We start from the raw sequence: 23316 nt of genomic DNA, 5'->3' as shown, positions 1-23316 counted from the left end.
GCAGTTCAGACCACTGATCAAAGGTCGACCCACCGTGTTTCTGACCATCACGACCACCGGCACCCCGGAGCGCCCCGCCACCGAACTCGGCTTCCTGCTGCACAAGCATCCCGAGAAGGCGCAGGCGTTCTCCACGTCCTACGGCACGGCCCACGTCCTCTACCCCGAGGCGGACGCCGAGCGCTGCACGGCGGCGCTGCTGCTGGAGGTCGACGCGGTGGCCCTGGTCCGGCGCGGCAAGGGGAAGGGCCGGGGCGGCGCCCCGGACGCGGCACTCGCGCAGTACGTCAACGACCGCCCGTACGCCGCCTCCTCCCTCCTGGCCGTGGCGCTGAGCAACGTGTTCTCCAGCGCGATGAAGGGCGTCTGCAACGCCCGGCCCGAACTGCCCGCCCTGCCCCGGCCGTTGCGCATCGAGGTCCCGGCGCTGCCCGCCCGCGGCGGCCCCGGGCTCGTACGACGGCTCTTCGAGCCGCTGGGCTGGACGGTCACGGCCGAGCCCGTGCCGCTGGACACCGAGTTCCCGCAGTGGGGCGACTCGCGCTACGTCCGTCTCGAACTGGAGTCCGCGGACCGCACTCTCGCCGAGGCCCTGCGCCACCTCTACGTCCTGCTCCCGGTCCTGGACGACGCCAAGCACTACTGGGTGTCCTCCGACGAGGTCGACAAGCTGCTGCGCGCCGGTGAGGGCTGGCTGCCCGGCCACCCGGAGCAGAAGCTGATCACCAGCCGGTACCTCTCGCGCCGCTGGTCGCTGACCCGGCAGGCGACGGAGCGGCTGGAGCTGGTGCGGCTGGCGGAGGCGGACGACAGCGAGGTCGAGGAGATCGACAACGCGGTCGAGGCGGAGACCGAGACAGAGGAGCGGCCGACCCCGCTGGCCGTACAGCGCCGCGAGGCGATCACCGCCGCCCTCAAGGCGTCCGGGGCCGCCCGGGTGCTCGATCTCGGCTGCGGGCAGGGCCAGTTGGTGCAGACGCTGCTCAAGGACCCGGCGTTCACGGAGATCGTGGGACTGGACGTGTCGATGCGCGCGCTCACCATCGCCTCCCGCCGGCTGAAGCTGGACCGCATGGGCGAGCGGCAGGCCGCGCGCGTCAAGCTCCTCCAGGGCTCGCTCGCCTACACCGACCACCGGCTCAAGGGGTACGACGCCGCAGTGCTCAGCGAGGTGATCGAGCACCTCGACCTGCCCCGGCTGCCGGCCCTGGAGTACGCCGTCTTCGGTGCCGCGCGGCCCAGGACCGTCCTCGTGACGACCCCCAACGTCGAGTACAACGTGCGCTGGGAGAGCCTCCCGGCCGGGCACGTCCGGCACGGCGACCACCGCTTCGAGTGGACCCGCGCGGAGTTCCGGGCCTGGGCGGAGGCGGTGGCCGAACGGCACGGATACGAGGCCGAGTTCGTACCCGTCGGCCCCGACGACCCGGAGGTGGGACCGCCCACCCAGATGGTCGTGTTCACACTGACCACCCCGAAGGAGGCGAAGGCGGCATGACCGACGTACGCGAGGGGCGCGTCCTGCCCGTCACCGACCTCTCCCTGGTGGTCCTCGTCGGCGCCTCCGGATCCGGCAAGTCCACGTTCGCCCGCAGGCACTTCAAGCCGACCGAGATCATCTCGTCCGACTTCTGCCGCGGTCTCGTCTCGGACGACGAGAACGACCAGAGCGCCACCAAGGACGCCTTCGACGTCCTGCACTACATCGCGGGCAAGCGCCTCGCGGCGGGCCGCCGCACCGTCGTGGACGCGACCAGCGTGCAGCCCGAGGCGCGCCGTCAGCTGGTCGAGCTGGCCAGGCGGTACGACGTCCTGCCGATAGCCATCGTGCTCGACGTGCCCGAGAACGTGTGCGCCGAGCGCAACGCGGACCGCACCGACCGCGCGGACATGCCCCGCCGGGTCATCCAGCGCCACATCCGCGAACTCCGCCGCTCCCTCAGGCACCTGGAGCGCGAGGGCTTCCGCAAGGTGCACGTCCTGCGGGGCGTGGAGGACGTCGAGCAGGCCACCGTCGTCACCGAGAAGCGCTTCAACGACCTGACCCACCTCACCGGCCCCTTCGACATCATCGGCGACATCCACGGCTGCTCCGCCGAACTGGAGTCTCTGCTCGGCAAGTTGGGTTACACGGACGGGGCCCACCCCGAGGGACGGACCGCCGTCTTCGTCGGCGACCTGGTCGACCGCGGCCCCGACAGCCCGGGCGTGCTGCGCCGTGTGATGGCGATGGTGAAGTCCGGCAACGCCCTGTGCGTGCCCGGCAACCATGAGAACAAGTTCGGGCGATACCTGCGCGGCCGCAAGGTCCAGCACACCCACGGCCTTGCCGAGACCATCGAGCAGATGGCGGGCGAGAGCGAGGAGTTCGCCGCCGAGGTACGGCAGTTCATCGACGGCCTCGTCAGCCACTACGTCCTCGACGGCGGCCGGCTGGTCGTCTGCCACGCCGGGCTGCCCGAGAGGTACCACGGCCGCACCTCCGGCCGGGTCCGCAGCCACGCCCTGTACGGCGACACGACCGGGGAGACCGACGAGTTCGGCCTGCCGGTGCGCTACCCGTGGGCGGAGGACTACCGGGGCCGGGCGGCTGTTGTCTACGGGCACACACCGGTTCCGGAGGCGACCTGGTTGAACAACACCATCTGCCTGGACACCGGCGCGGTCTTCGGCGGCAAGCTCACCGCGCTGCGCTGGCCGGAGCGCGAGCTGGTCGACGTACCGGCCGAGCGGGTCTGGTACGAGCCGGTGAAGCCGCTGCGCGCCGAGGCCCCCGGCGGGCAGGACGGCCGCCCGCTGGACCTGGCGGACGTGCACGGCCGCCGGGTCGTGGAGACCCGGCACCAGGGCCGGATCTCGATCCGCGAGGAGAACGCGGCCGCGGCCCTGGAGGTCATGAGCCGCTTCGCGGTGGACCCGCGGCTGCTGCCGTACCTGCCGCCGACGATGGCGCCGACCGCGACCTCGCATGTCGAGGGCTACCTGGAGCACCCGGCCGAGGCCTTCGCGCAGTACGCGGCGGACGGTGTCGCCCGGGTCGTGTGCGAGGAGAAGCACATGGGCTCGCGGGCGGTGGCCCTGGTGTGCCGGGACGCGGAGACGGCCCGCAAGCGCTTCGGCGTTGGGGGCACCTCCCGCTCGAGCGCAGCCGAGAATGGGGGAGGCCCCACCGGGTCCCTCTACACCCGTACCGGCCGCCCTTTCCTGGACGACGACGCCCTCACCGAGGAGATCCTCGACCGGGTGCGCACGGCGATCGGCGACGCGGGCCTCTGGGACCACCTGGAGACGGACTGGCTGCTGCTCGACGCCGAGCTGATGCCCTGGTCGCTGAAGGCGTCCGGGCTGCTGCGGTCGCAGTACGCCGCCGTGGGTGCCGCGTCCGGCGCGGTGCTCCCGGGCGCGCTGGCCGCGCTGGAGGGCGCGGCGGCACGGGGCGTCGACGTGACCGGACTGCTGTCCCGCACCCGGGAACGGTCCGCCGACGCCGCCGCGTTCACCGAGGCGTACCGCCGCTACTGCTGGACCACGGACGGCCTGGACGGCGTCCGCCTGGCACCGTTCCAGATCCTCGCGGTCCAGGGCCGCAGCCTCGCCGCACTGCCGCACGACGAGCAGCTCGCCCTGCTCGACCGGCTCGTCGAGCACGACGGGAGCGGCCTGCTCCAGACCACCCGGCGGCTGTACGTCGACACGGGCGACCCGGAATCCGTCCGGGCCGGTGTCGACTGGTGGCTGGAGATGACCGGCCGCGGCGGCGAGGGCATGGTCGTCAAGCCGGTCGGCGCACTCGTCCGCGACGCGCAGGGCCGCCTGGTGCAGCCCGGCATCAAGTGCCGCGGCCGCGAGTACCTGCGGATCATCTACGGCCCCGAGTACACGCGCCCGGAGAACCTGGCCCGCCTGCGCTCGCGGTTCCTCAACCACAAGCGCTCCCTGGCGATCCGCGAGTACGCGCTCGGTCTGGAGGCCCTGGACCGGCTGGCCGAGGGCGAGCCGCTGTGGCGGGTGCACGAGGCGGTGTTCGGGGTGCTGGCGCTGGAGTCGGAGCCGGTGGACCCGAGGCTGTGACCCCGCGCGGCGGCGTCCGGCCGGCTCGCGCCACCTCGGCGCGATCCGTCCGGACGCCGTGATCCCGGTCCCAACCGTCCCTGGTGAACCGTGTGTTGCCGTGCTAACTTCGCTGGTCGGTCTAGGCAGGTGAACCGACTCAGGGGGAAAGTCGGTGCAGACAGGTGCGACGCCCGGCGAGTCCGGCGAACCCGGACGTCAGCCGGATTTCGAGCTGCTGTTACAGCTCACCGACGTCCTTTGCGAGCTGGGCTGCGTGGAGGACGCGCCGAGCAGGGTGCAGTTCGCCAGTCTGCTCGGAGGCCAGCTCCGCCGGCCGGTCGACCTGCGCGGCGTGCGGCTCCGTGAGGACGTGGTGAGCCTGGTGACCGCCGCGTTGAGCGTGCCGGGCGGCGAGCACGTACTGGTCGGGGTGGTCCGCATTCTCGAAGGCGCCCCGGCCGGAGACGAGCTCGAGCGGCTGATCACTCCTGCCCCCGCCCTGATCGGGCCGCTGTCCAAAGAGGAAGAGAAGAGCGCCCGCGTCGCCCTCTCCCGGGGCGACCTGCCCGCCGCACGCTTACGGGACGGGCTGGCCGAGGAACTCGCCGGCATCGACCTGCCCGACGGACTCACCCCCGAGCAGCTCTTCGCCCACCTCCTCGAGTGGAACGTGCAGGAGGACGGCCTGCCGCCCGCCGTCCTCCTCCTCGACCACGCGGCCCGCCTCACCCGGACCCTCGACCACCGCCACGCGCTGACCGCGTGGGTCGACGACTGGGCCGTACGCGTGGGCCTGACCGCCGAGGTGGCGAGGCGCCGGGACAGACGCGCCGCGGTGGCGTGGTCGGCCGACATCCCCCGCACCCTCGTTGTCGCCGTCGAACCGGCCCGGGACGGCAGCACCGACGTGACCGTGCGGACCTGGACGAACGCCACCCCGGGCCGCTGGGATCCCCGCCCCGGCGAACCGGACACGATCCCCCTGGACGACCTCGGCCGAGCGGTCGACAAGGCGCTCCGGCGCGGCACCCAGCTCTGGCTGGTGCCCCGCGAACCGGACGCGGGCGGACTCAAGGAGCCGCCTGCGTACATAGAGTTCCTCCTTCCGTACGATCTGATGAACCACGATGTGGCCGGGTTGACGTTCGCCATCGGCGACGGTGAGCCCACTCCGCTCGGCCTGCGGTACGGAGTGCATCTACGCAGCCTGGAACGCATGCGTACGGACAACGCCGTGGTCCGGCAGCAGTGGCAGCGGCGCTGGGCGGCTCTGAAGCAGCACGGGATCACGGTGCACGCCTGGAGAGAAGCGGACGCCCGGCGGCTGCGCGCGTGGCAGATCTCTCTCGCGGGGGAAACAAGAAGTACGGCAGTGCTGTTGGACGCGCCGAGCGGGGCGCCCGCCCTGGAGGCACTCAAAGCGGCGATCGCGGAGGGGGTCGGGCTGGCCGTCTGGGACCGCAGAGGCGTGTTCATAGAGGAGAGGCGCGAGGTGGTGACCGCGGTCTTCGCGGCCGTCACGATGCCCGTACAGCTTCCTTCCGTTATGCACCGCATGCGTCTGAACGCCGAGAGCGGCGCGGAGGACGCGGTCCAGTACCTGGCAAGGAACGTCGGCTTCCTTTGGGACGACCCCACGCGCGTCGTCGACGTCCAGACCACCGACCCCGGCGATCTCGCCAGCTGAGCTAGGAGGCTTCGGCATGAGCGCACAGGAACGGACGGCCGCGGACGACTGGCGGGTCTTCCATGCCACCGGACGCCCGCAGGACGCTCCACCCGTGCTGCCGGACCCGCCGCCGTGGCGGAAATTCCGCGGCGGCCCGGCGCAGCCCCCGCCCCCGGACGACGCCGAGGCGGCGCTGCGCCGCCTGGGGCCCGGCGGCCTCATCCCCCAGCTCGACGAAGAGCAGATCGAGACGGTCAACGCCGCCCTGCTGCTGCGCCGCCCCCTGCTGATCACCGGCCCGCCCGGCGTCGGCAAGTCGACGCTCGCCTACCTGATCTCGCGTGAGCTGGGGCTCGGCCGCGTACTCGAATGGAACATCGTGAGCCGTACCAGCCTGCGTGACGGCTTGTACGTCCACGACGCCATGGGCCGCGCCCAGGCCATCGCCGCCTGGCAGGCGGGGCTGCGCGACGCGGCCCGCGCGGAGCCGGTGTTCGAAGAAGACGAACAGACCGTCAACCACGCGACCGTGTCAAGAGATGGTCAACTTGCGCCGGTTATAGGCGAGTTCATTACACTGGGACCGCTGGGAACCGCCCTGTTGCCCTACGAACGACCCCGGGTGCTTCTCGTCGACGAACTCGACAAGAGCGACATCGACCTGCCGAACGACCTGTTGCACGTTCTGGAGAATGGAAGTTATGAGGTTCCGGAGCTGGTGCGCGACGCCGCCGAGGCCGCGAGCGTGCACACCAGCGACCCCGGGTGCCGGGCCGTGGTGCGCAGCGGACGCGTCGAGTGCCGGGAGTTCCCGGTCGTGGTGATCACCAGCAACGGGGAGCGGGAGTTTCCCGCCGCCTTCCGCCGCCGCTGCCTGCCGATGGAGATGCACACCCCCACCCGGGAGCAACTACTGGCCATGGTGGAAGGGCACCTGGGGCTCAGGCCGCGAGGCACCGAAGACCTCGTCGACCTGTTCGTTCAGCGGGTCCAGGCGGGCGGCGTGCACTCCCTCGACCAGTTGCTCAACGCTGTCCAGATGACTACTGCGGGTGGTTTTCAGGCTGACGGTGATGGGCGTAAGCTCGTCGAACTGCTGCTCCGCGACCTCGCGAAGGGCCGCTGATGACCCGGGAGCGCGCATCCGGACCAGGCGACGGGGATCCCGCATCGGGATCGGCGCCGCCTCCTTCGGTGTCCCCCGAGCCGCTCGCGCGCGCGAGCGGGCGCGGAGACCGGGTCCCGGCCGCTCCCGATCACTTCGTCCCGCGTTGGCAGGAGTTCGCCGACGCGGTATGGCTGGCCGCGCACCGGAGCCGGTACGGCGGTGCCGGCGGCGCGGCTCCGCAGGCACCGGTCACGGCCGTGGAGGAGGCCCGCCCGCAGGACGCCGGCGCCGAACGGCCGGCCAGGCCGCCGGCGGACGACGACGCACTCCTCGGTCTGCCCGCGGCCGACAGGGACCTTCCTCCCGAGCCGCCCCCGGCGAGCAGCGCCCCCGACGCGTCGCTCCCTGCCGCCGACCGGGCTGTTGCCGGGGCCGTCAGCCGTTTCTTACCCCACCCCGAAGGCCGCTTCACTTTGCGCCTCGGGCCGCCGCTGCTGCCCCAGGCCGAACCCGACCCGTCCGGCCCCGGCCGCGTCACGGCCCTGCTCGCGCGCGCCCTGCACCATCTGGCCCGCCGCATCCCGTCCCGCGACAGCCTGGAACTGGACGAGGAGACCACCGCCGAACAGGGCCTCGTCGACGGACTGTGGATGCCGTTTCTGCGACCCGCCCGGGTCTCCGCCTTCGACCTCGTGCTGCTGCTCGACGACGCGCCCACGATGCGGATCTGGGAGGAGAGCGCCGCACGCCTGGCCCGCGCCGCCGAGCACAGCGGGGCCTTCCGGTCCGTGCGCACGCTCCGGGCGACCGTGCCGCGCACCGGCACCGCCACCCTGCGCTGGTCCACGGGACGGGCCGTCGCCGACCCCGCCGAACTGCTCGACGGCCGGGGCAGCCGGATCTTCCTCGTCGTCACCGACGGACTCGCCCACGGCTGGGCCGCCACCGCCGCCGACGAACTCCTCGGCCGGCTCGCCCACGCCGGCCCCACCGCCCTCGTTCACCTGCTGCCGCCGCACCTGCGCCACCGGTCCTCGCTCTACCCCTACCCGGCCGTTCTGGAGGCCGGGGGTTTCGGCGTCCCCAACGGCAGCCTCGGGCACTGGGCGCCGCCCGGCGGCCCCGATCCGATGCGACCGCTGCCCGACGCGGGCGACGACTCCGTCGCCGTCCCGGTGCTCTCCCTGAAGCCCGCCTCCCTCGCCGCCTGGTCGGACCTGGTCACCGGCGGGCGGGGCGTCCGGCGTGCGCTGCCCGTGGTGCTGGCCGGCGCCCTGAGCAAGGGCGCGCCCGCTCCCGGCCTGCGCGCCCCGCGCCTGCCCCGGGCCGCCACCGCCGCCGTACGGCGCTTCTTCAGCCTGGCCACTCCCTCGGCCCGCCGGCTCGCCACCCAACTCGCCGCCGTTCCCTTCGACTTCGACCTCGTCGAGCAGCTGCGGCGACGCGTCATGCCGGAGACCGGTCCCGATCACCTCGCCGAGATCCTCATGGGCGGGCTGATCGACTGGGAGGGGGGAGGGGAGGGGCGCCCCGAGTTCGCCGAGGGCGTGCGCGAGGCGTTGCTCGCGACCACCACGCGCAGCCAACTCGCGCACACCGTCAGCGTGGTGGGCGAGTTGCCCGCCGCGGGGGAGCAGGGCGTCGCCCTGCGCGCCGCCCTGCACGACCCGCTGCGGACCAGGCTCCCCGACCCCACCGAACGCGGCTGGGCGCGCAGCGAACTGGCCGTCATGCGTGCCCTGTCGGGGCCCTACGCCGACCGGGCGCGGCGCATCGAGCCGAACCTGTCCAGGAACCCGCCCGCCGCCGCGGCGGAACAGGTGGAGAACGGCGCGTCCGTCCAGCCACCCCCACAGGTGAATAATCCGGGCGAAACGACTCCATCCAGCCCAGCGGACATCAACCCGGATTCGGCGGTGTCCGATCCGACCGGAGAAACCGCGCCGTCTCCGACGACCGGCGCCCACCCACAAGAGACCCCGGAGGCAGAGCCGCTCATGCAGCGCACCACGACCGCAACGCCGGCCCTACTGGTGAACGTGCCCATGCGCAACACATCGTTCGTCGGCCGTCAGGCGCTGCTGAGGGCCGTGGAGGAGCAGCTCGCCGCCCAGGACACCGCTGCCGTGCTGCCCAACGCCCTGCACGGCCTCGGTGGCGTCGGCAAGTCCCAGCTGGCGCTGGAGTACATCTACACCCACCAGCGCGACTACCGGATCATCTGCTGGATCCCCGCCGAGCGCGAGAGCCTCATCCTGGCCGCGCTCTCCTCGCTCGCCTCCCAGCTGGGCGTCGCACCGGCCGGCCAGGACAGCCTCGGCGCCGCCGCGGCCAACACCGCCGTGCCCGCCGTGCTGGAGGCGCTGCGGACCGGGACGCCGTACGACAACTGGCTGCTGGTCTTCGACAACGCCGAGGACATCGAGGCGGTGCGCGGCTACTTCCCGCACAACGGGCCGGGCAAGGTCATCGTCACCTCCCGGAACCGGGGCTGGGAACGGGTGGCGACCTCCCTGCCGGTGAACGTCTTCGAGCGCGACGAGTCCATCGAGCTGCTCCAGAAGCGCGCCAAGGACCTGCCCCGCGAGGACGCCGACCGGCTGGCCGAAGCCCTCGGCGACCTGCCTCTCGCCGTGGAGCAGGCGGGCGCCTGGCTCGGTGTCACCGGCATGGAGGTCGACGAGTACCTCGAACTGCTCGCCCAGCGCAGCCCGGAGATCCTGGAGATCGAGCAGAGCCCCGACTACCCGGTCTCCGTCGCCGCCGCCTGGGACATCTCCCTGGAACGGATCAGGGAGAACAACCCGGGAGCCCGCCAACTGCTCGACATCTGCGCCAGCATGGCCCCCGAGCCGATCCCGAGGTCGATCCTGCGCAGCAGCCGGGGCGTCAGCATCACGCCGCAGATCGACCCGATGCTGCGCGAGCCGATCAAACTGAACCGGGCGATCCGCGACCTCAGTCAGTTCTCCCTGATCAAGGTCGACCCGCGCGCGGGCACCCTCCAGATGCACCGACTGCTCCAGACCGTACTCCTCGCCAAGCTGAGCGAAGAGGAACGCGAGCGGATGCGGGACGCCGCCCACCAGCTGCTGTCCGCCGCCAACCGCGGCCCCTTCGGCTCCTCCCAGGAATGGCGCGACTACCAGGCGCTGCTCCCCCACGTGCTCGCCTCCCAGGCGGTGACCAGCACCGACCCCTATGTGCGCGACCTGGTCTACGACACCATGTGGTTCCTCTACTACTGGGGCGACCACGAAGGCGCCGCGTCCTTCGGCCGGCAGGCGTGGAGCGCCTGGCTCGCCGCCTCGGGTGAGGAGGACATCTATGTCGTCCGGATGACCAAGGGCTTCGCTTTCCTGCTGCGCCAGGTCGGCCAGATCGCCGAGTCGATCCCGCTCACCGAGAAGGCGCTGGGAGTATCCCGCCGGATGGAGGTGGAACCGGAGGAACTCATCGACTCCCTGTGCGAGATGTCCGACGCCCACCGCTACCAGGGCCGCTTCCAGGAGGCGCGGGACCTGGGCAAGGAGGCCACCGAACTGGCTCGCTCACTGTTCGGACCCGACGACCCGGCCACTCTGCGGGCCAGCCACAGCTGGGGCGTCGACCTGAGACTGTGCGGGGAGTTCAGAGAAGCGCTGTCGCTGGATCAGGAGACCGCCCGCCAGCGCGACCTGCTGCTCGGCGGTGCCAGCTTTTTCACGCTCAACACCATGCACTGCGTCGGCATCGACATGCGCGAGGCGGGCCGTTACTCCGACGCGCGAGAGTGGCAGGAGGACGTCTACCGCCAGGCGCTCAGCGCGCTGGGCGAGAAGCACCCCCTGACGCTGCGGATCGCCCGTTCCCTCGGAGTCTGCCGCCGCCGGGACGGGGATCTCTCCGAGGGCGCCAAGCTCACCGAGGAGACCCTGCGCAACTTCAAGTCCCGCTACGGCGACGAGCACCTCGACTCGCTCACCACGGCGACCAACGTCTGCGTCGACCGGCGTCTGGCAGGGGACCTGGAAGGGTCGCTCCGGATCGCGGAGTCCACCGTGACCAGGCTGGTGCGACGCCTCGGCGGTGACCATGCGCACACCCTGGTGACCCGGGCGAACCTGGCGGCCACCCAGCGGGCCCTCGGCTCACTGGATACCGCGCAGGAGCTGGAAGACGACGTGGTGCGCCGGCTGAGCGACACCGTCGGGGCGCGTCACATCATCACCCTCACCGTGGGCATCGGCCAGGCCAACACCGCCTATGCACGGCTCGACTTCGAGCGGGCGCACGCGCTCGACTCCGCCAACCTGCCGCTGCTGACCGAGGTGGCGGGCCAGGACCACCCCCTCACCCTTTCCTGCACGTCCAACCTCGCCCTCGATCTGCGGGGGCTCGGGCGCGGAGACGAGGCGGACGTCCTTCAGCGCAAGGCGGTGGAGGGATTTGCCGCGGTGCTGCGCAACGACCACCCCTGGCTCCAGGCCGCCCGCCAGCGCCGGCGCATCGAGTGCGACGTGGATCCCATGCCCATGTGAAGCGGAGCGCCGGACGACGACCCGCCGCCCGGGAACCTCCCGGCGGCAGGCCGCTGCTGTTCGTCGGGCTTCAACTCCTCTGTGATGTGGGTAAGTTGATTCCCACAAGGGTGATCGGGCCACGGGGGGGGCGCATGACGGCGGTCGTGTTCGTCCATGGGACCGGGGTCCGCGAGCCGGGCTTCACCGCGCTGCTGGAGCGGGTGACGGCCGGACTGGCCGCACAGCGCACCGGACTTCGCGTCCTGCCCTACTACTGGGGTGCGGCACACGGTGCCACGCTCGCGGCCGGCGGAGCGAGCCTGCCACCCCGGTCCGGCACCACGCGCGGTCTCCGCGAGGGCCCGGCGGAGCCGAACCCGAGCGACGAGGCGACCTCGGCATGGGCCCTCCTCTACGACGACCCGTACGCCGAGCTGGCCCTTGCGGCCGCCGGATCCGGCCCGGTCGCCGAACGACCGCCCGGTTCCGTACCGCCGCAGCAGTCCATACGGGCGCTGCTCACGGCACTCGCCGGCCAGGGTGACGCCCCGGCCGCCGAGTTGGGCCACGGGCTGCCCCGGGCCTGCACCGACCTGGCCGCCCACCCCCTGCTCGGCCCGGCGGCCGACGCCCTCGACCCGGCGGACCTCGCCGTCGTCGCGGCCCGCTCCCTGACCGCGCGCCTCATCGCCGACGCGCTCGACGCCGACTCCCCGCTCGTTCCCGTCGGCGAGACGCGTGACGCCGTCACCGACCGGATCGCCGAGGCCCTCGGCGCACCGCCCCGGGGCGCGGAGCGAGGGCTGCGCTCCTACCTGCTGCGGACGGCCGCAGCCGTGGCCTCGCGCGCCGTCGAGCGCCGCCGGCGTGCCCTCACCGAGGCCACCCACCCCGCCGCAGGTGACATCCTGCGCTACCTGAGCCGGGGCGCGGCCTTCCGGGACGGCCTGCGCACCCTGGTCGCCGGCCTGGAGCCGCCCGTCGCCGTGGTCGGCCACAGCCTCGGCGGCATCATCGCCCTGGACACGCTGATCTCCGCCCCGCTGCCGCAGGTCGGGCTCCTGGTGACCGCGGGCTCCCAGGGGCCCTTCCTCTACGAGTCGGGCTCGCTGCCCTCCCTCGAACATCCTGCGCCCCTGCCATCGCACGTCCCCGCCTGGCTGAACCTGTACGACCCGCGCGATCTGCTCGGCTATCTCGGCGCGGGGCTCTTCCCGGGCCGTGTCACCGATGTCGCCGTCGACAGCGGGCAGCCGTTCCCCGCCGCGCACAGCGCCTACTGGACGAACCCGGCCGTGTACCGCCACATCGTGGACCACCTGCCGTGACCGCCCCGATGCCGCCCGTCGACCCCGCCCGGGTACACGCCCTGATCGTCGGGATCGAGGCGTACGAGGCCGGCGACGCCTGGCGGCTGCCCGGGCCCGCCCGGGACGCCGTACGGTTCCGGCGGCTGCTGCGGGACGCCGGGGTGCCGGAGTCCCGACTGCGGCTGCACCTGGCACCTTTGCCGTCGTACGACCCGCAGCTCCCGTACGAGCGTGCGGACCAGGCGACCCTGCGCAGGGTCCTCGTCCGCGAACTCTCCCTGGCCGAGGGCGATGTGCTGTGGGTGTGGTGGGGCGGCCACGGTGTGCTGGACCGGGCCGGGCGTCTCAGGCTGTTCTGCGCGGACGCGGGCGCCGCCGACAAGGTGGGCATCGACCTGGACTCCGCGCTCGCCCGGTTCGCGGGTGACGCCGTGCCGGGACTGCGTGAGCAGATGTGGATCGTGGACGCCTGCGAGACCTTCGAGGAGGACCTCGCCTTCCGCGAGGCGTTGCCCGCCGACGCCCTGCCCGTGGGGCGGCCCACCCATGTGCACCGGCAGACCGTGCTGCGGGCCGCCGGCCGGGGCAGAGCGGCGGCCAACGACCCGGTCCGCGGCACCGGCCTCTTCTCCGACGCCCTCCTCGGTCTGCTGGCCGACCGGGCGGCCGTGCTGCCCGCGCCGCCCGATCCGGAGGAACTGTTTCCGGCCGTTCGAGCGCGCATCGCGTCCCTCAGGGAAGAGGGCCGTACGCTGCAGCATCCCGAGATCCGGCTCCAGGGCCCCGACCGCACCGAGACCCTGCCCCCCGCCGCCGGACCGCACGCCGCGCCGCGCCCCCTCACGGCGATGCAGCGAGCGGTGGAGGCCCTCCTCGCCTACCCCCAGATGAACGACCCGGACGAACGGCAGACGGTCGTCGCCGCGCTGAACCCCCGTGTCACAGCCGTACTCCGCCGGCACAGCAGGGCACGCACCGACGTCGTCAACATCCTCGGCGGCCTCGCCCGAAGGGGGCCGGAGGCACTGTGGGAGCTGTTCGACGCCGTGGTGGCTCTCGACGACGATTCGGACCTGAAGGAGGAACTCGCCGCCGCTCTGGCCGAGTTGGCAACCGCACCGGGGCAGCGGTGTGATCGGCGATGATCAGTGGCGTGATCGTACGGTTTTCGCTCCGGGGGGTATTGGCCATGATGGAAAAACACGGGGCATCGCGTGCCACCGTGCGAGAAGGGGGAGCATCTTGGACCAGCCGCCCGTTCTGCACCACGCCGGAGCCGCCGCCGCACCTGATCCGGTCGTCGCCACCGCGGGGACCGATGTCTGGGAATCCGATCTGGCGGACCTCGCGGCGCTGCCCCTGAGTGCCGTGGACGGTCTCCCCGCCCTGCCCCCCGGCACGCGCCTGCTGACCGAGGTACTGCGCGCCCGCAGCAGCATGAGGAGCGGTGAAGGCTCGGGCGCCCGAGCCGACTAGTGCCGCGGCAGGCAACGTTTGCCCGTCAAGGAGCGGCGTCCGGTGCGTGCTCTGGGGGTGCCCCTTGCTCGCAGAGCTTGGGGGAGTGCCGGCCGGAAGCCCTCGTACTGGATGTACTCGGGCTTTCGGCCGGTGCGGCGAGAGGGCGTGCCGGGCGTCGCGACGGGGCGAACGTTGCCTGTTGGGGCACTAGCCGCCGACTGTCCCGACGGCAGAGCCCGGTGCGACACCCGCACGCGCACCGGGTCCTGTGCATGTCCGCCAAGCGACCGGAGGCCCGCGACGATGACCAGCGAGCAGCACCTCGCTCCCTTCCGCATGCCGGACCGGCTCTTCGCGGAGCTGGCCGCCGGAGGTGGCTCGGCAGCGGCCGTCGCCTTCCTCGAACGAGCAGAACGCGCGCGGCGGTTGCTGCTCCTGCGCACCCTCCTCGACCATCTGGACGCCCTGCCCACCCCCCTCGCCCCGGCCGCCGAAGCCTGGCGGGTCCTCAAGGAGGCGGCCGAGAAGTCGCCCGAGCCGGTCGAACGCCTGCTGCTGGCCCCGGCGACCGGCGGCTGGATCTCCCACATGCTGCGCAGGGTGCAGGGCACGGCGACCGGGCCGCCGCTGTGGGCGGAGGCGGGCCACCTGTGTGCGCTGGCCCTCTCGGCCTCCCTGCACGCGGGCACGGAGACCACCCTCGACGTTCCCCTCACCAGCGGGCGGCTGCCCCTGCCCGGTCTCGGCATGGTCCGACTCCCCGATGCGAGAGAGGGCCTGGCGGTCGGCCGGGCCACGACGGCCGGGGGAGAACTGGCCGTCACGGGACCGGGCAACGCGACCGGGACGGTGCGGGCCACCTGTCACCCGCTGAGAGAGCGTGCGGACGTGGACGAGGCAGTGGCAGAAGGGGGCATATGGCTTCCGCTGCGCACCCTCACCCACACCGGCCCCGACGGCACGGCCCCCGTCACCGTCGTACTCGAAGACCTCGACCCCTACCGCGATCTCGACGACCACCTGCCCCCCGCCCGGCTCGACGAGGACGAGGCACAGGAATGGCAGCGGTTGTTCGGGGAGGCCGTGCGGATCCTCGCACGCCCGGGCATACCGGGCCCCGGGCGGGTCGACCCCGCCATGATCCGGGCGATCGTGCCCTTCGGGCGCACCGCCGTCAGCCCGCCCCCGCCCCCCTTCGTGCAGGTGTCGGCCTCCAGCGGTGACTCCTTCGGCGGCATGCTCATCGTCCGCCCGGCCTCAGCGCTCGCCCTCGCCGAAACCCTGGTGCACGAGCTTCAGCACAGCAAACTGGCTGCCCTCCTGCACCTGTTCCCGCTGCTGGAGGACGACCGGGCCGAGCGCTACTACGCCCCTTGGCGCACCGACCCGCGCCACCTCACCGGCCTGTTGCACGGCGCATACGCCTTCACCGGCGTCGCGGGTTTCTGGCGGGACCGGCTGGCCGGTGCGGAGGGAGGTGAGGCGGTCGAGCGGGCCGCCTACTTCTTCGCCCTGCGACGCCTGCAGAGCCGCCTGGCCGTGCGCACCCTGCTGACCAGCGGCCGTCTGACCGTGCAGGGCCGCGCCCTCGTGTCGGGGCTAGCCCGCACCCTGGACGGCTGGCTGCGCGAGCCGGTCCCGGACGCCGCCCTCACCCGTGCCCGTACGGCAGCCGCGCTGCACCGCACCGAGTGGCGGTTGCGTAACGTCGACCCCGCGGTGGAGATGCCGTCGGACGGCCCCCGCTTCCGCCCCGACCGCACCTGGTGGCCCGACGTCCGCACCCACGCCTTTGCCACCCATCCCGCCGCCCCGCACACCGCGGACGAGCATCTGGCCGCCGGGGACGCCGCCGCCGCGCTCGCCCGGTACGCCGGACAGCTGGCCGCCGACCCCGCCGAGCCGCACGCCCTGGCCGGCTGGATCGTCGCCCGGGCCGTGCTCGACCCGGGCCGGGAGACGCGGCGCATGCTGGCCCGGCCGGAGCTGCTCCAGCCGCTGCCCAGCGGCTGACCGGGGGGCGTCCCGGAGCGGGCTGATTGTCGTCAGGCAGACGCAAACAAGAGTTCGCCGAAACGCGCGAGCAGCGCGTCAACAGGCGCTGTGATGGTCAGGATGGAGGCATGGCTTACCACGTCCACTCCGAGGCCGGGCGGCTGCGCCGCGTCATCCTGCACCGGCCCGATCTCGAGCTCAAAAGGCTCACCCCCAGCAACAAGACCTCGCTGCTCTTCGACGACGTGCTGTGGGTGCGCAGGGCCCGCGCCGAGCACGACGGGTTCGCCGACGTGCTGCGCGACCGGGGCGTCACCGTCCACCTCTTCGGTGACCTGCTGGCCGAGGCCCTGGAGGTCCCGGCGGCCAGGGCCCTCGTCCTGGACCGGGTCTTCGACGAGAAGGAGTACGGCCCGCTGGCCACCGACCATCTGAGAGCCGCCTTCGAGACCCTGCCCGGGGCGGAACTGGCCGAGCTCCTGGTCGGCGGCATGACCAAGCGCGAGTTCCTCGATGTGCATCCGGAGCCGACCTCGGTGCGCTTCCACGTCATGGAACTGGACGACTTCCTGCTGTACCCGCTGCCCAACCACCTCTTCACCCGCGACACCTCCGCGTGGATCTACGACGGCGTCTCCATCAACGCGATGCGCTGGCCCGCCCGGCAGCGCGAGACCGTGCACTTCGAGGCGATCTACCGGCACCACCCGCTGTTCCGCGACGAGACCTTCCACGTCTGGTCCGAGGGGCAGGCCGACTACCCGTCCACCATCGAGGGCGGGGACGTCCTCGTCATCGGCAACGGGGCGGTGCTCATCGGCATGAGCGAGCGCACCACGCCCCAGGCCGTCGAGATGCTCGCGCACAAGCTGTTCGCCGCCGGTTCCGCCGAGACGATCGTGGCCCTCGACATGCCCAAGCGGCGTGCCTTCATGCACCTCGACACCGTGATGACGATGGTCGACGGCGACACCTTCACCCAGTACGCGGGGCTCGGCATGCTCCGCTCGTACACCATCGAACCGGGCGTGGGCGAGAAGGAGCTCAAGGTCACCGACCATCCCCCGGAGCACATGCACCGCGCGATCGCCGCCGCGCTCGGTCTGAACGAGATCCGGGTGCTGACCGCCACCCAGGACGTGCACGCGGCCGAACGCGAGCAGTGGGACGACGGCTGCAACGTCCTGGCCGTCGAACCCGGCGTCGTGGTCGCCTACGAGCGGAACGCCACCACCAACACCCACCTGCGCAAACAGGGCATCGAAGTGATAGAGATCCCGGGTAGTGAGCTGGGGCGGGGGAGGGGCGGACCGCGGTGCATGAGCTGTCCGGTCAAACGGGAGCCCGTATAGGCACCCACATCGACGTATAGGCATGCCAAGTTTCGTATAGTATTCCAGGAGTCCCGTCCGTCCCCGTACCGCCGTATACCTGGAGCGCCCCATGGCGACAGTCCCGACCGCCCTCGCCGGCCGCCACTTCCTCAAGGAGCTGGACTTCACCGAAGAGGAGTTCCGCGGTCTGGTCGAGCTGGCAGCCGAGCTGAAGGCCGCCAAGAAGGCCGGGACCGAGACGCAGTACCTGCGGGGCCGGAACATCGCGCTGATCTTCGAGAAGACCTCCACCCGCACCCGCTGCGCCTTCGAGGTCGCGGCCGCCGACCAGGGAGCCTCGACGACGTACCTCGACCCGTCCGGCTCGCAGATCGGCCACAAGGAGTCGGTGCGCGACACCGCGCGGGTGCTGGGCCGGATGTACGACGGGATCGAGTACCGGGGCGACAGCCAGCAGAAGGTCGAGGAACTGGCGGCGCACGCCGGTGTGCCCGTCTACAACGGGCTCACCGACGACTGGCACCCCACCCAGATGCTCGCCGACGTGCTGACCATGACCGAGCACTGCGCCAAGCCGCTGACCGGGACGAGCTTCGCCTACCTCGGCGACGCCCGCTTCAACATGGGCAACTCCTACCTGGTCACCGGCGCCCTGCTCGGTATGGACGTGCGTCTCGTGGCCCCGAAGGACTACTGGCCGGCCGAGGAGGTCGTCGACCGGGCCCGCGCCCTCGCCGAGACCAGCGGCGCCCGCATCACCCTCACGGAGACCCTGGACGAGGGCGTCCGTGGCGCCGACTTCGTCGCCACCGACGTCTGGGTCTCCATGGGCGAGCCGAAGGAGGTCTGGGCCGAGCGCATCGCCGCCCTCGCCCCGTACGCCGTGACCATGGACGTCCTGCGCGCCACCGGCAACCCGGACGTGAAGTTCCTGCACTGCCTGCCGGCCTTCCACGACCTCGGCACCAAGGTCGGCCAGGAGATCCACGCGGCCCACGGCCTGGAGTTCCTGGAGGTGTCGGACGAGGTCTTCGAGTCGGCGCACTCCGTCGTCTTCGACGAGGCGGAGAACCGTCTGCACACGATCAAGGCGGTGCTGGTCGCGACCCTGGGCTGAACCGCGTCACGCCGACGGGCGCCGCTGGGCCGGCATCACGGGCAGCCGGAACCACACCGCCTTGCCGGACTCGGTCGGCCGGTGCCCGCATGACGAACTCAGGGCGCGGATCAGCAGCAGACCGCGCCCGTGCTCCTGCCAGGGATCGGGCACCCCGCCGGACGGGCAGGTGAGATCGCCGGGCGGCTTCGGGTCGGTGTCGTGCACCTCGACCTGGCAGCCCGACGGCATCAGCTCCACCACCAGCTCGATCGGCGTCTCGCCGGAGGTGTGCTCCACGGCGTTCGCCACCAGCTCCGCCGTGAGCAGCTCCGCCGTGTCGCGGTCGGCCCCGTGCTTCAGCTCGGCCAGCGCCGTACGGACCAGGGCGCGGGCCACGGGCACCGCCGCGGCGGTGTGCGGCAGCGCGACGCGCCAGGAGGCGGGGGCTGAGGAGAGTTCGTACAAGGCGGGTCCGTTCATGGAGCAGGACATCCTGCTTTCAACCTTATGAATGGTACGGCGCCACTCTTCCGTGGCGTCCGAGGGGCACTGCCGGGTGACCTGCGGCCCCCTTGCCGCACGGCTTACCCAGGTGAACGCCGTGCCTCGCACAGCTGCTCCCGCCGTTACGCCGATGTGGATGATCTGTGACGGATGTGACCGGCCCGGTTCACACCCGGCTCCCCGTGAAGTCCTACCCGGACGGTCTATCGCGCACTCATGACGGTAGTCACGAATGAGTGATAACTTCGTGGGGTAGAGCTCAGTGAGGCAGTGCCCGCCCGAGGAGGCCGCACGTCATGAGTCCCTTCACCGGCTCCGCCGCCCGCACCCCGAGCTGGGAGCACCTGCGCGTCGACTTCACCGACGGCGTCGCCACCGTCACCCTGGCCCGCCCCGAGAAACTCAACGCGCTCACTTTCGGCGCCTACGCCGACCTGCGCGACCTGCTCGCGGAGCTGTCCCGGGAGCGGTCCGTACGGGCCCTGGTGCTGGCCGGCGAGGGCCGCGGCTTCTGCTCCGGCGGCGACGTCGACGAGATCATCGGCGCCACCCTGGGCATGGACACCGCCCAGCTCCTCGACTTCAACCGGATGACCGGCCAGGTCGTCCGCGCCATCCGGGAATGCCCCTTCCCCGTGATCACGGCGGTACAGGGCGTGGCAGCCGGTGCCGGAGCGGTCCTCGCCCTGGCCGCCGACTTCCGCGTGGCCGACCCCACGGCCCGCTTCGCCTTCCTCTTCACCCGGGTCGGCCTCTCCGGCGGCGACATGGGCGCGGCCTACCTCCTGCCCAGGGTCGTGGGCCTCGGCCATGCCACCCGCCTCCTGATGCTGGGCGACTCGGTCCGGGCCCCCGAGGCCGAGCGCATCGGCCTGATCAGCGAACTGACGGAGGAGGGCCGAGCGGACGAGGCGGCCCAGCAACTGGCCCGCCGCCTGGCGGACGGCCCGGCCCTGGCCTACGCCCAGACCAAGGCCCTCCTCACGTCAGAACTGGACATGCCCCTGGCCGCATCGGTCGAACTGGACGCCTCCACCCAGGCCCTCCTGATGACAGGCGAGGACTACGCGGAGTTCCACGCGGCATTCACGGAGAAGCGCCCCCCGAAATGGAGCGGACGGTGAGTGCACGTCCTTCAAGCGCGCGGGGAACTGCGCCATCAGCCACGAACAACCCGCACCCAAACCACGACACAAGCCACCCCCTGCGCGTGGCAATCATCGGCGGCGGCCCCGGCGGCCTCTACGCCGCCGCCCTCCTCAAACGCCTCGACCCCACCCGCGACATCACCGTCTGGGAACGAAACGCCCCCGACGACACCTTCGGCTTCGGCGTGGTCCTCTCGGACGAAACTCTAGGCGGTATAGAACACGCAGACCCGGTGGTCTACGGGGCCCTGCAAAAGCACTTCGTCCGCTGGGACGACATCGACATCGTGCACCGAGGCGTACGGCACACCTCGGGCGGCCACGGTTTCGCCGCACTCGGCAGAAAACGCCTCCTGGAGATCCTCCACACCCGCTGCCGCGAACTCGGCGTCGACCTCCGCTTCCGCACCGAGGCCCCGGAAGAACTCCCGCAGACCCATGACCTGGTCATCGCGGCGGACGGTATCCACAGCACCACACGCGAGACCTACGCGGACGTCTTCCACCCCCGGGTCACCACACACCGCTGCCGCTACATCTGGCTCGCCGCCGACTTCCCCTTCGACTCCTTCCGCTTCGAGATCGCCGAGACCGAGCACGGCGTGATGCAGCTGCACGGCTACCCCTACGCGCCGGATGCCTCCACCGTGATCATCGAGATGCGCGAGGAGGTCTGGCACGCGGCCGGCTTCGACGAACTCCGCGAAGCCGAGTCGGTCGAACGCTGCGCCAAGATCTTCGCGGAAGCCCTCCACGGCCGCCCTCTGAAATCCAACAACTCGGCATGGACGACCTTCCGCACGGTCGTCAACGACCGCTGGTCGCACGGCAACGTCGTCCTCCTCGGCGACGCCGCCCACACCGCCCACTTCTCCATCGGCTCCGGCACCAAGCTCGCCGTCGAGGACGCCCTGGCCCTGGCCGCCTGCCTGGAGGAACAGGATTCACTGGAGGAGGCCCTGACCGCGTACGAGGCGGAGCGGCGGCCCGTCGTCGCCTCCACGCAGCGCGCGGCCCGGGCCAGCCTGGAGTGGTTCGAGAACCTCGCCCTGTACCTGGACCAGCCGCCCCGCCAGTTCGCCTTCAACCTGCTCACCCGCAGCCGCCGCGTCACCCACGACAACCTGCGGCTGCGCGACCGCCGTTTCACGGAGGCGGCGGAGCGGGAGTTCGGCTGCCCGCCCGGCACGCCCCCGATGTTCACGCCGTTCCGGCTGCGGGGCCTGACCCTGCGCAACCGGGTCGTCGTCTCACCCATGGACATGTACTCGGCGGCCGACGGCGTCCCCGGTGACTTCCACCTGGTCCATCTGGGCGCGCGGGCCATGGGCGGGGCCGGGCTGGTGATGACCGAGATGGTGTGCGTCAGCGAGGAGGGCAGGATCACGCCCGGCTGCGCCGGCCTCTACACCGGCCGGCAGGCCGAGGCCTGGAAGCGGATCACGAACTTCGTGCACGACCGGGCGCCCGGCACCGCGATCGGCGTGCAGCTCGGCCACAGCGGCCGCAAGGGCTCCACGAAGCTGATGTGGGAGGGCATGGACGAGCCGCTGGAGGAGGGCAACTGGCCGCTCGTGGCGGCGTCCGCGCTGCCGTACAAGCGGTTCAGCCAGACCCCGCGCGAGCTGTCCCGCGCGCAACTCACCGACATCCGGGAGCAGTTCGCGGCCGCCGCCTGCCGCGCCGCCCGGGCCGGATTCGACCTGCTCGAACTGCACTGCGCCCACGGCTATCTGCTCTCCGGCTTCCTCTCCCCGCTGACCAACCGCCGCACCGACGCCTACGGCGGCTCGCTGGAGAAGCGGCTCCGGTTCCCGCTGGAGGTGTTCGACGCCGTACGGAACGTCTGGCCGGGGGAGCGGCCCATGACCGTCCGGATCTCCGCCACCGACTGGGCCGACGGCGGGACCACGGCCGAGGACGCCGTCGAGATCGCCCGGGCCTTCGCCGCGCACGGCGCCGATGCCATCGACGTGTCGACGGGGCAGGTCGTGGCGGACGAGCGGCCCGAGTTCGGGCGGTCGTACCAGACTCCGTTCGCGGACCGGATCCGCAACGCCACCGGCATCCCGGTGATCGCGGTCGGCGCGATCTCCTCCTGGGACGACGTCAACTCCCTGATCCTGGCGGGCCGTACGGACCTGTGCGCCCTGGCCCGCCCCCATCTCTACGACCCGCACTGGACCCTGCACGCGGCGGCCGAACAGGGCTACACGGGCCCCGGCGCAGTCTGGCCGGCCCCGTACCGCGTGGGCCGCCGCCGCCCGCAGACGGGCCGCACGGACGCGCCCAAGCCGCGCCTCACTCTGGGGAGCTGAGCAGCCCCACGAACTCGGCGCCCGCGTCCCGCAGCCGCTCGTGCAGCCCCTGGAACACCGCCGACGAGCGGGTGCCCGGCCAGTCTTCCGGGAGCAGTTCGGACGGCAGGCCGGGGTCGGAGTAGGGGAGATGGCGCCAGGAGTCCAGGGCGAGGAGGTAGTCGCGGTAGGCCTCCTCCGGCGGGGTGTCCCCGCGTTTCTCCCAGGCGTGCAGCACGCGCGCGTGGCGGTCGAGGAACGCCTCGTGCTCCTTGGCGATGGCGGCCAGGTCCCACCAGCGGGCGACGGCCTCCGCGGTCGGGGCGAAGCCGAGGTGGTCGCCGCGGAAGAAGTCGACGTACGCGTCCAGCCGCAGCCGCTGGAGGGTGTGCCGGGTCTCCTCGTACAGCCGCGCGGGCGCGATCCACACGCCCGGCGCGGCCGTGCCGAAACCGAGACCGGCCAGCCGGGAACGCAGCACGTGCCGCTTCTGCCGCTCCGACTCCGGCACGGAGAACACGGCGAGCACCCACCCCTCGTCCTCGGGAGGAGCCGTGGCGTAGATGCGCCGGTCGCCGTCGTCGAGCAACTGGCGGGCATCCGGGGACAATTCGTACCCGGCCGCGCCCTGGGCGGTGCGGGCGGGCACGAGCAGCCCGCGTCTCTTCAGCCGCGACACCGAGGAGCGTACGGACGGGGCGTCCACCCCGACCGCCGCGAGCAGCCGGATCAGCTCGGCGACGGGTACGGGGCCCGTCGCGAAGCGGCCGTACGCGCCGTAGAGCGTGACGATGAGAGACCGTGGTGCATGCTGGTCGGACACGTTGATCATCTTAGGT

General features: G+C 72.1%; 15 protein-coding genes. 13 read left to right on the top strand and 2 right to left on the bottom strand.

The genetic code is table 11. The features are described from left to right. The first annotated feature begins 34 nt into the window (after window positions 1–34). The 11 genes from AOQ53_RS15890 (at window position 35) to argF (ending at window position 18546) form a co-directional block, all read left to right on the top strand. Window positions 35–1498, top strand: coding sequence for a 3' terminal RNA ribose 2'-O-methyltransferase Hen1 (locus AOQ53_RS15890; protein ID WP_059417891.1), 1464 nt, complete (start codon window positions 35–37; stop codon window positions 1496–1498). Continuing rightward, window positions 1495–4071 carry a polynucleotide kinase-phosphatase gene (locus tag AOQ53_RS15885; RefSeq protein WP_059417889.1) on the top strand — a complete coding sequence of 859 codons (2577 nt, stop codon included), beginning with the start codon at window positions 1495–1497 and terminating at the stop codon, window positions 4069–4071. Before AOQ53_RS15890 ends, AOQ53_RS15885 begins: the two co-directional genes overlap by 4 nt. 154 nt (window positions 4072–4225) lie before the next feature. Then, a complete protein-coding gene (locus AOQ53_RS15880) occupies window positions 4226–5740 on the top strand; it encodes a VMAP-C domain-containing protein (protein ID WP_059417888.1) in 1515 nt (504 codons plus the stop codon). Between the two features lie 16 nt (window positions 5741–5756). Continuing rightward, window positions 5757–6848, top strand: coding sequence for an AAA family ATPase (locus AOQ53_RS15875; protein ID WP_059417886.1), 1092 nt, complete (start codon window positions 5757–5759; stop codon window positions 6846–6848). Continuing rightward, entirely contained in the window at window positions 6848–11350 is a 4503-nt protein-coding gene (gene fxsT, locus AOQ53_RS15870) for an FxSxx-COOH system tetratricopeptide repeat protein (RefSeq protein WP_059417884.1), read from the top strand. The genes AOQ53_RS15875 and fxsT overlap by 1 nt, the downstream gene beginning before the upstream one ends. 134 nt (window positions 11351–11484) lie before the next feature. Continuing rightward, complete coding sequence (locus AOQ53_RS15865; RefSeq protein WP_059417883.1) at window positions 11485–12660, top strand: serine/threonine-protein kinase; 1176 nt, start codon at window positions 11485–11487, stop codon at window positions 12658–12660. Next, window positions 12657–13787: an effector-associated domain 2-containing protein gene (locus AOQ53_RS15860; protein ID WP_099054609.1), complete on the top strand. Its 1131-nt coding sequence runs from the start codon at window positions 12657–12659 to the stop codon at window positions 13785–13787. The genes AOQ53_RS15865 and AOQ53_RS15860 overlap by 4 nt, the downstream gene beginning before the upstream one ends. Window positions 13788–13884: 97 nt before the next feature. After that, a complete protein-coding gene (locus AOQ53_RS15855) occupies window positions 13885–14118 on the top strand; it encodes a hypothetical protein (protein WP_059417882.1) in 234 nt (77 codons plus the stop codon). A gap of 285 nt (window positions 14119–14403) precedes the next feature. Next, window positions 14404–16113 (top strand): HEXXH motif domain-containing protein, encoded by a 1710-nt coding sequence (locus tag AOQ53_RS15850; protein ID WP_059417880.1) that lies wholly within the window; start codon window positions 14404–14406, stop codon window positions 16111–16113. A gap of 110 nt (window positions 16114–16223) precedes the next feature. Then, on the top strand, window positions 16224–17447 hold the full coding sequence (locus AOQ53_RS15845) for an arginine deiminase (protein ID WP_059417878.1): 1224 nt from the start codon (window positions 16224–16226) through the stop codon (window positions 17445–17447). Between the two features lie 91 nt (window positions 17448–17538). Next, window positions 17539–18546 carry an ornithine carbamoyltransferase gene (argF, locus tag AOQ53_RS15840; protein WP_059417876.1) on the top strand — a complete coding sequence of 336 codons (1008 nt, stop codon included), beginning with the start codon at window positions 17539–17541 and terminating at the stop codon, window positions 18544–18546. Between the two features lie 6 nt (window positions 18547–18552). Here argF and AOQ53_RS15835 read toward each other — a convergent pair whose 3' ends face one another. Beyond that, window positions 18553–19020, bottom strand: a complete 468-nt coding sequence (locus AOQ53_RS15835; RefSeq protein ID WP_059417874.1) for an ATP-binding protein — start codon at window positions 19018–19020, stop codon at window positions 18553–18555. A 308-nt stretch (window positions 19021–19328) separates the two neighbouring features. On the opposite strand from AOQ53_RS15835, the gene AOQ53_RS15830 reads away from it, so the two are divergent. Then, window positions 19329–20156 carry an enoyl-CoA hydratase family protein gene (locus tag AOQ53_RS15830; protein ID WP_059417872.1) on the top strand — a complete coding sequence of 276 codons (828 nt, stop codon included), beginning with the start codon at window positions 19329–19331 and terminating at the stop codon, window positions 20154–20156. Continuing rightward, window positions 20141–22498 carry a bifunctional salicylyl-CoA 5-hydroxylase/oxidoreductase gene (locus AOQ53_RS15825; protein WP_078945330.1) on the top strand — a complete coding sequence of 786 codons (2358 nt, stop codon included), beginning with the start codon at window positions 20141–20143 and terminating at the stop codon, window positions 22496–22498. The genes AOQ53_RS15830 and AOQ53_RS15825 overlap by 16 nt, the downstream gene beginning before the upstream one ends. Here the strand turns inward: AOQ53_RS15825 and AOQ53_RS15820 are convergent. Continuing rightward, window positions 22482–23309 (bottom strand): PaaX family transcriptional regulator, encoded by an 828-nt coding sequence (locus tag AOQ53_RS15820; RefSeq protein WP_059417870.1) that lies wholly within the window; start codon window positions 23307–23309, stop codon window positions 22482–22484. The two genes, AOQ53_RS15825 and AOQ53_RS15820, sit on opposite strands and share 17 nt — an antisense overlap. Window positions 23310–23316: the final 7 nt, after the last annotated feature.

The sequence above is a fragment of the Streptomyces azureus genome (assembly GCF_001270025.1).
Taxonomy (GTDB): domain Bacteria; phylum Actinomycetota; class Actinomycetes; order Streptomycetales; family Streptomycetaceae; genus Streptomyces; species Streptomyces azureus.
This window is presented reverse-complemented; position numbering and strand designations above follow the sequence as displayed.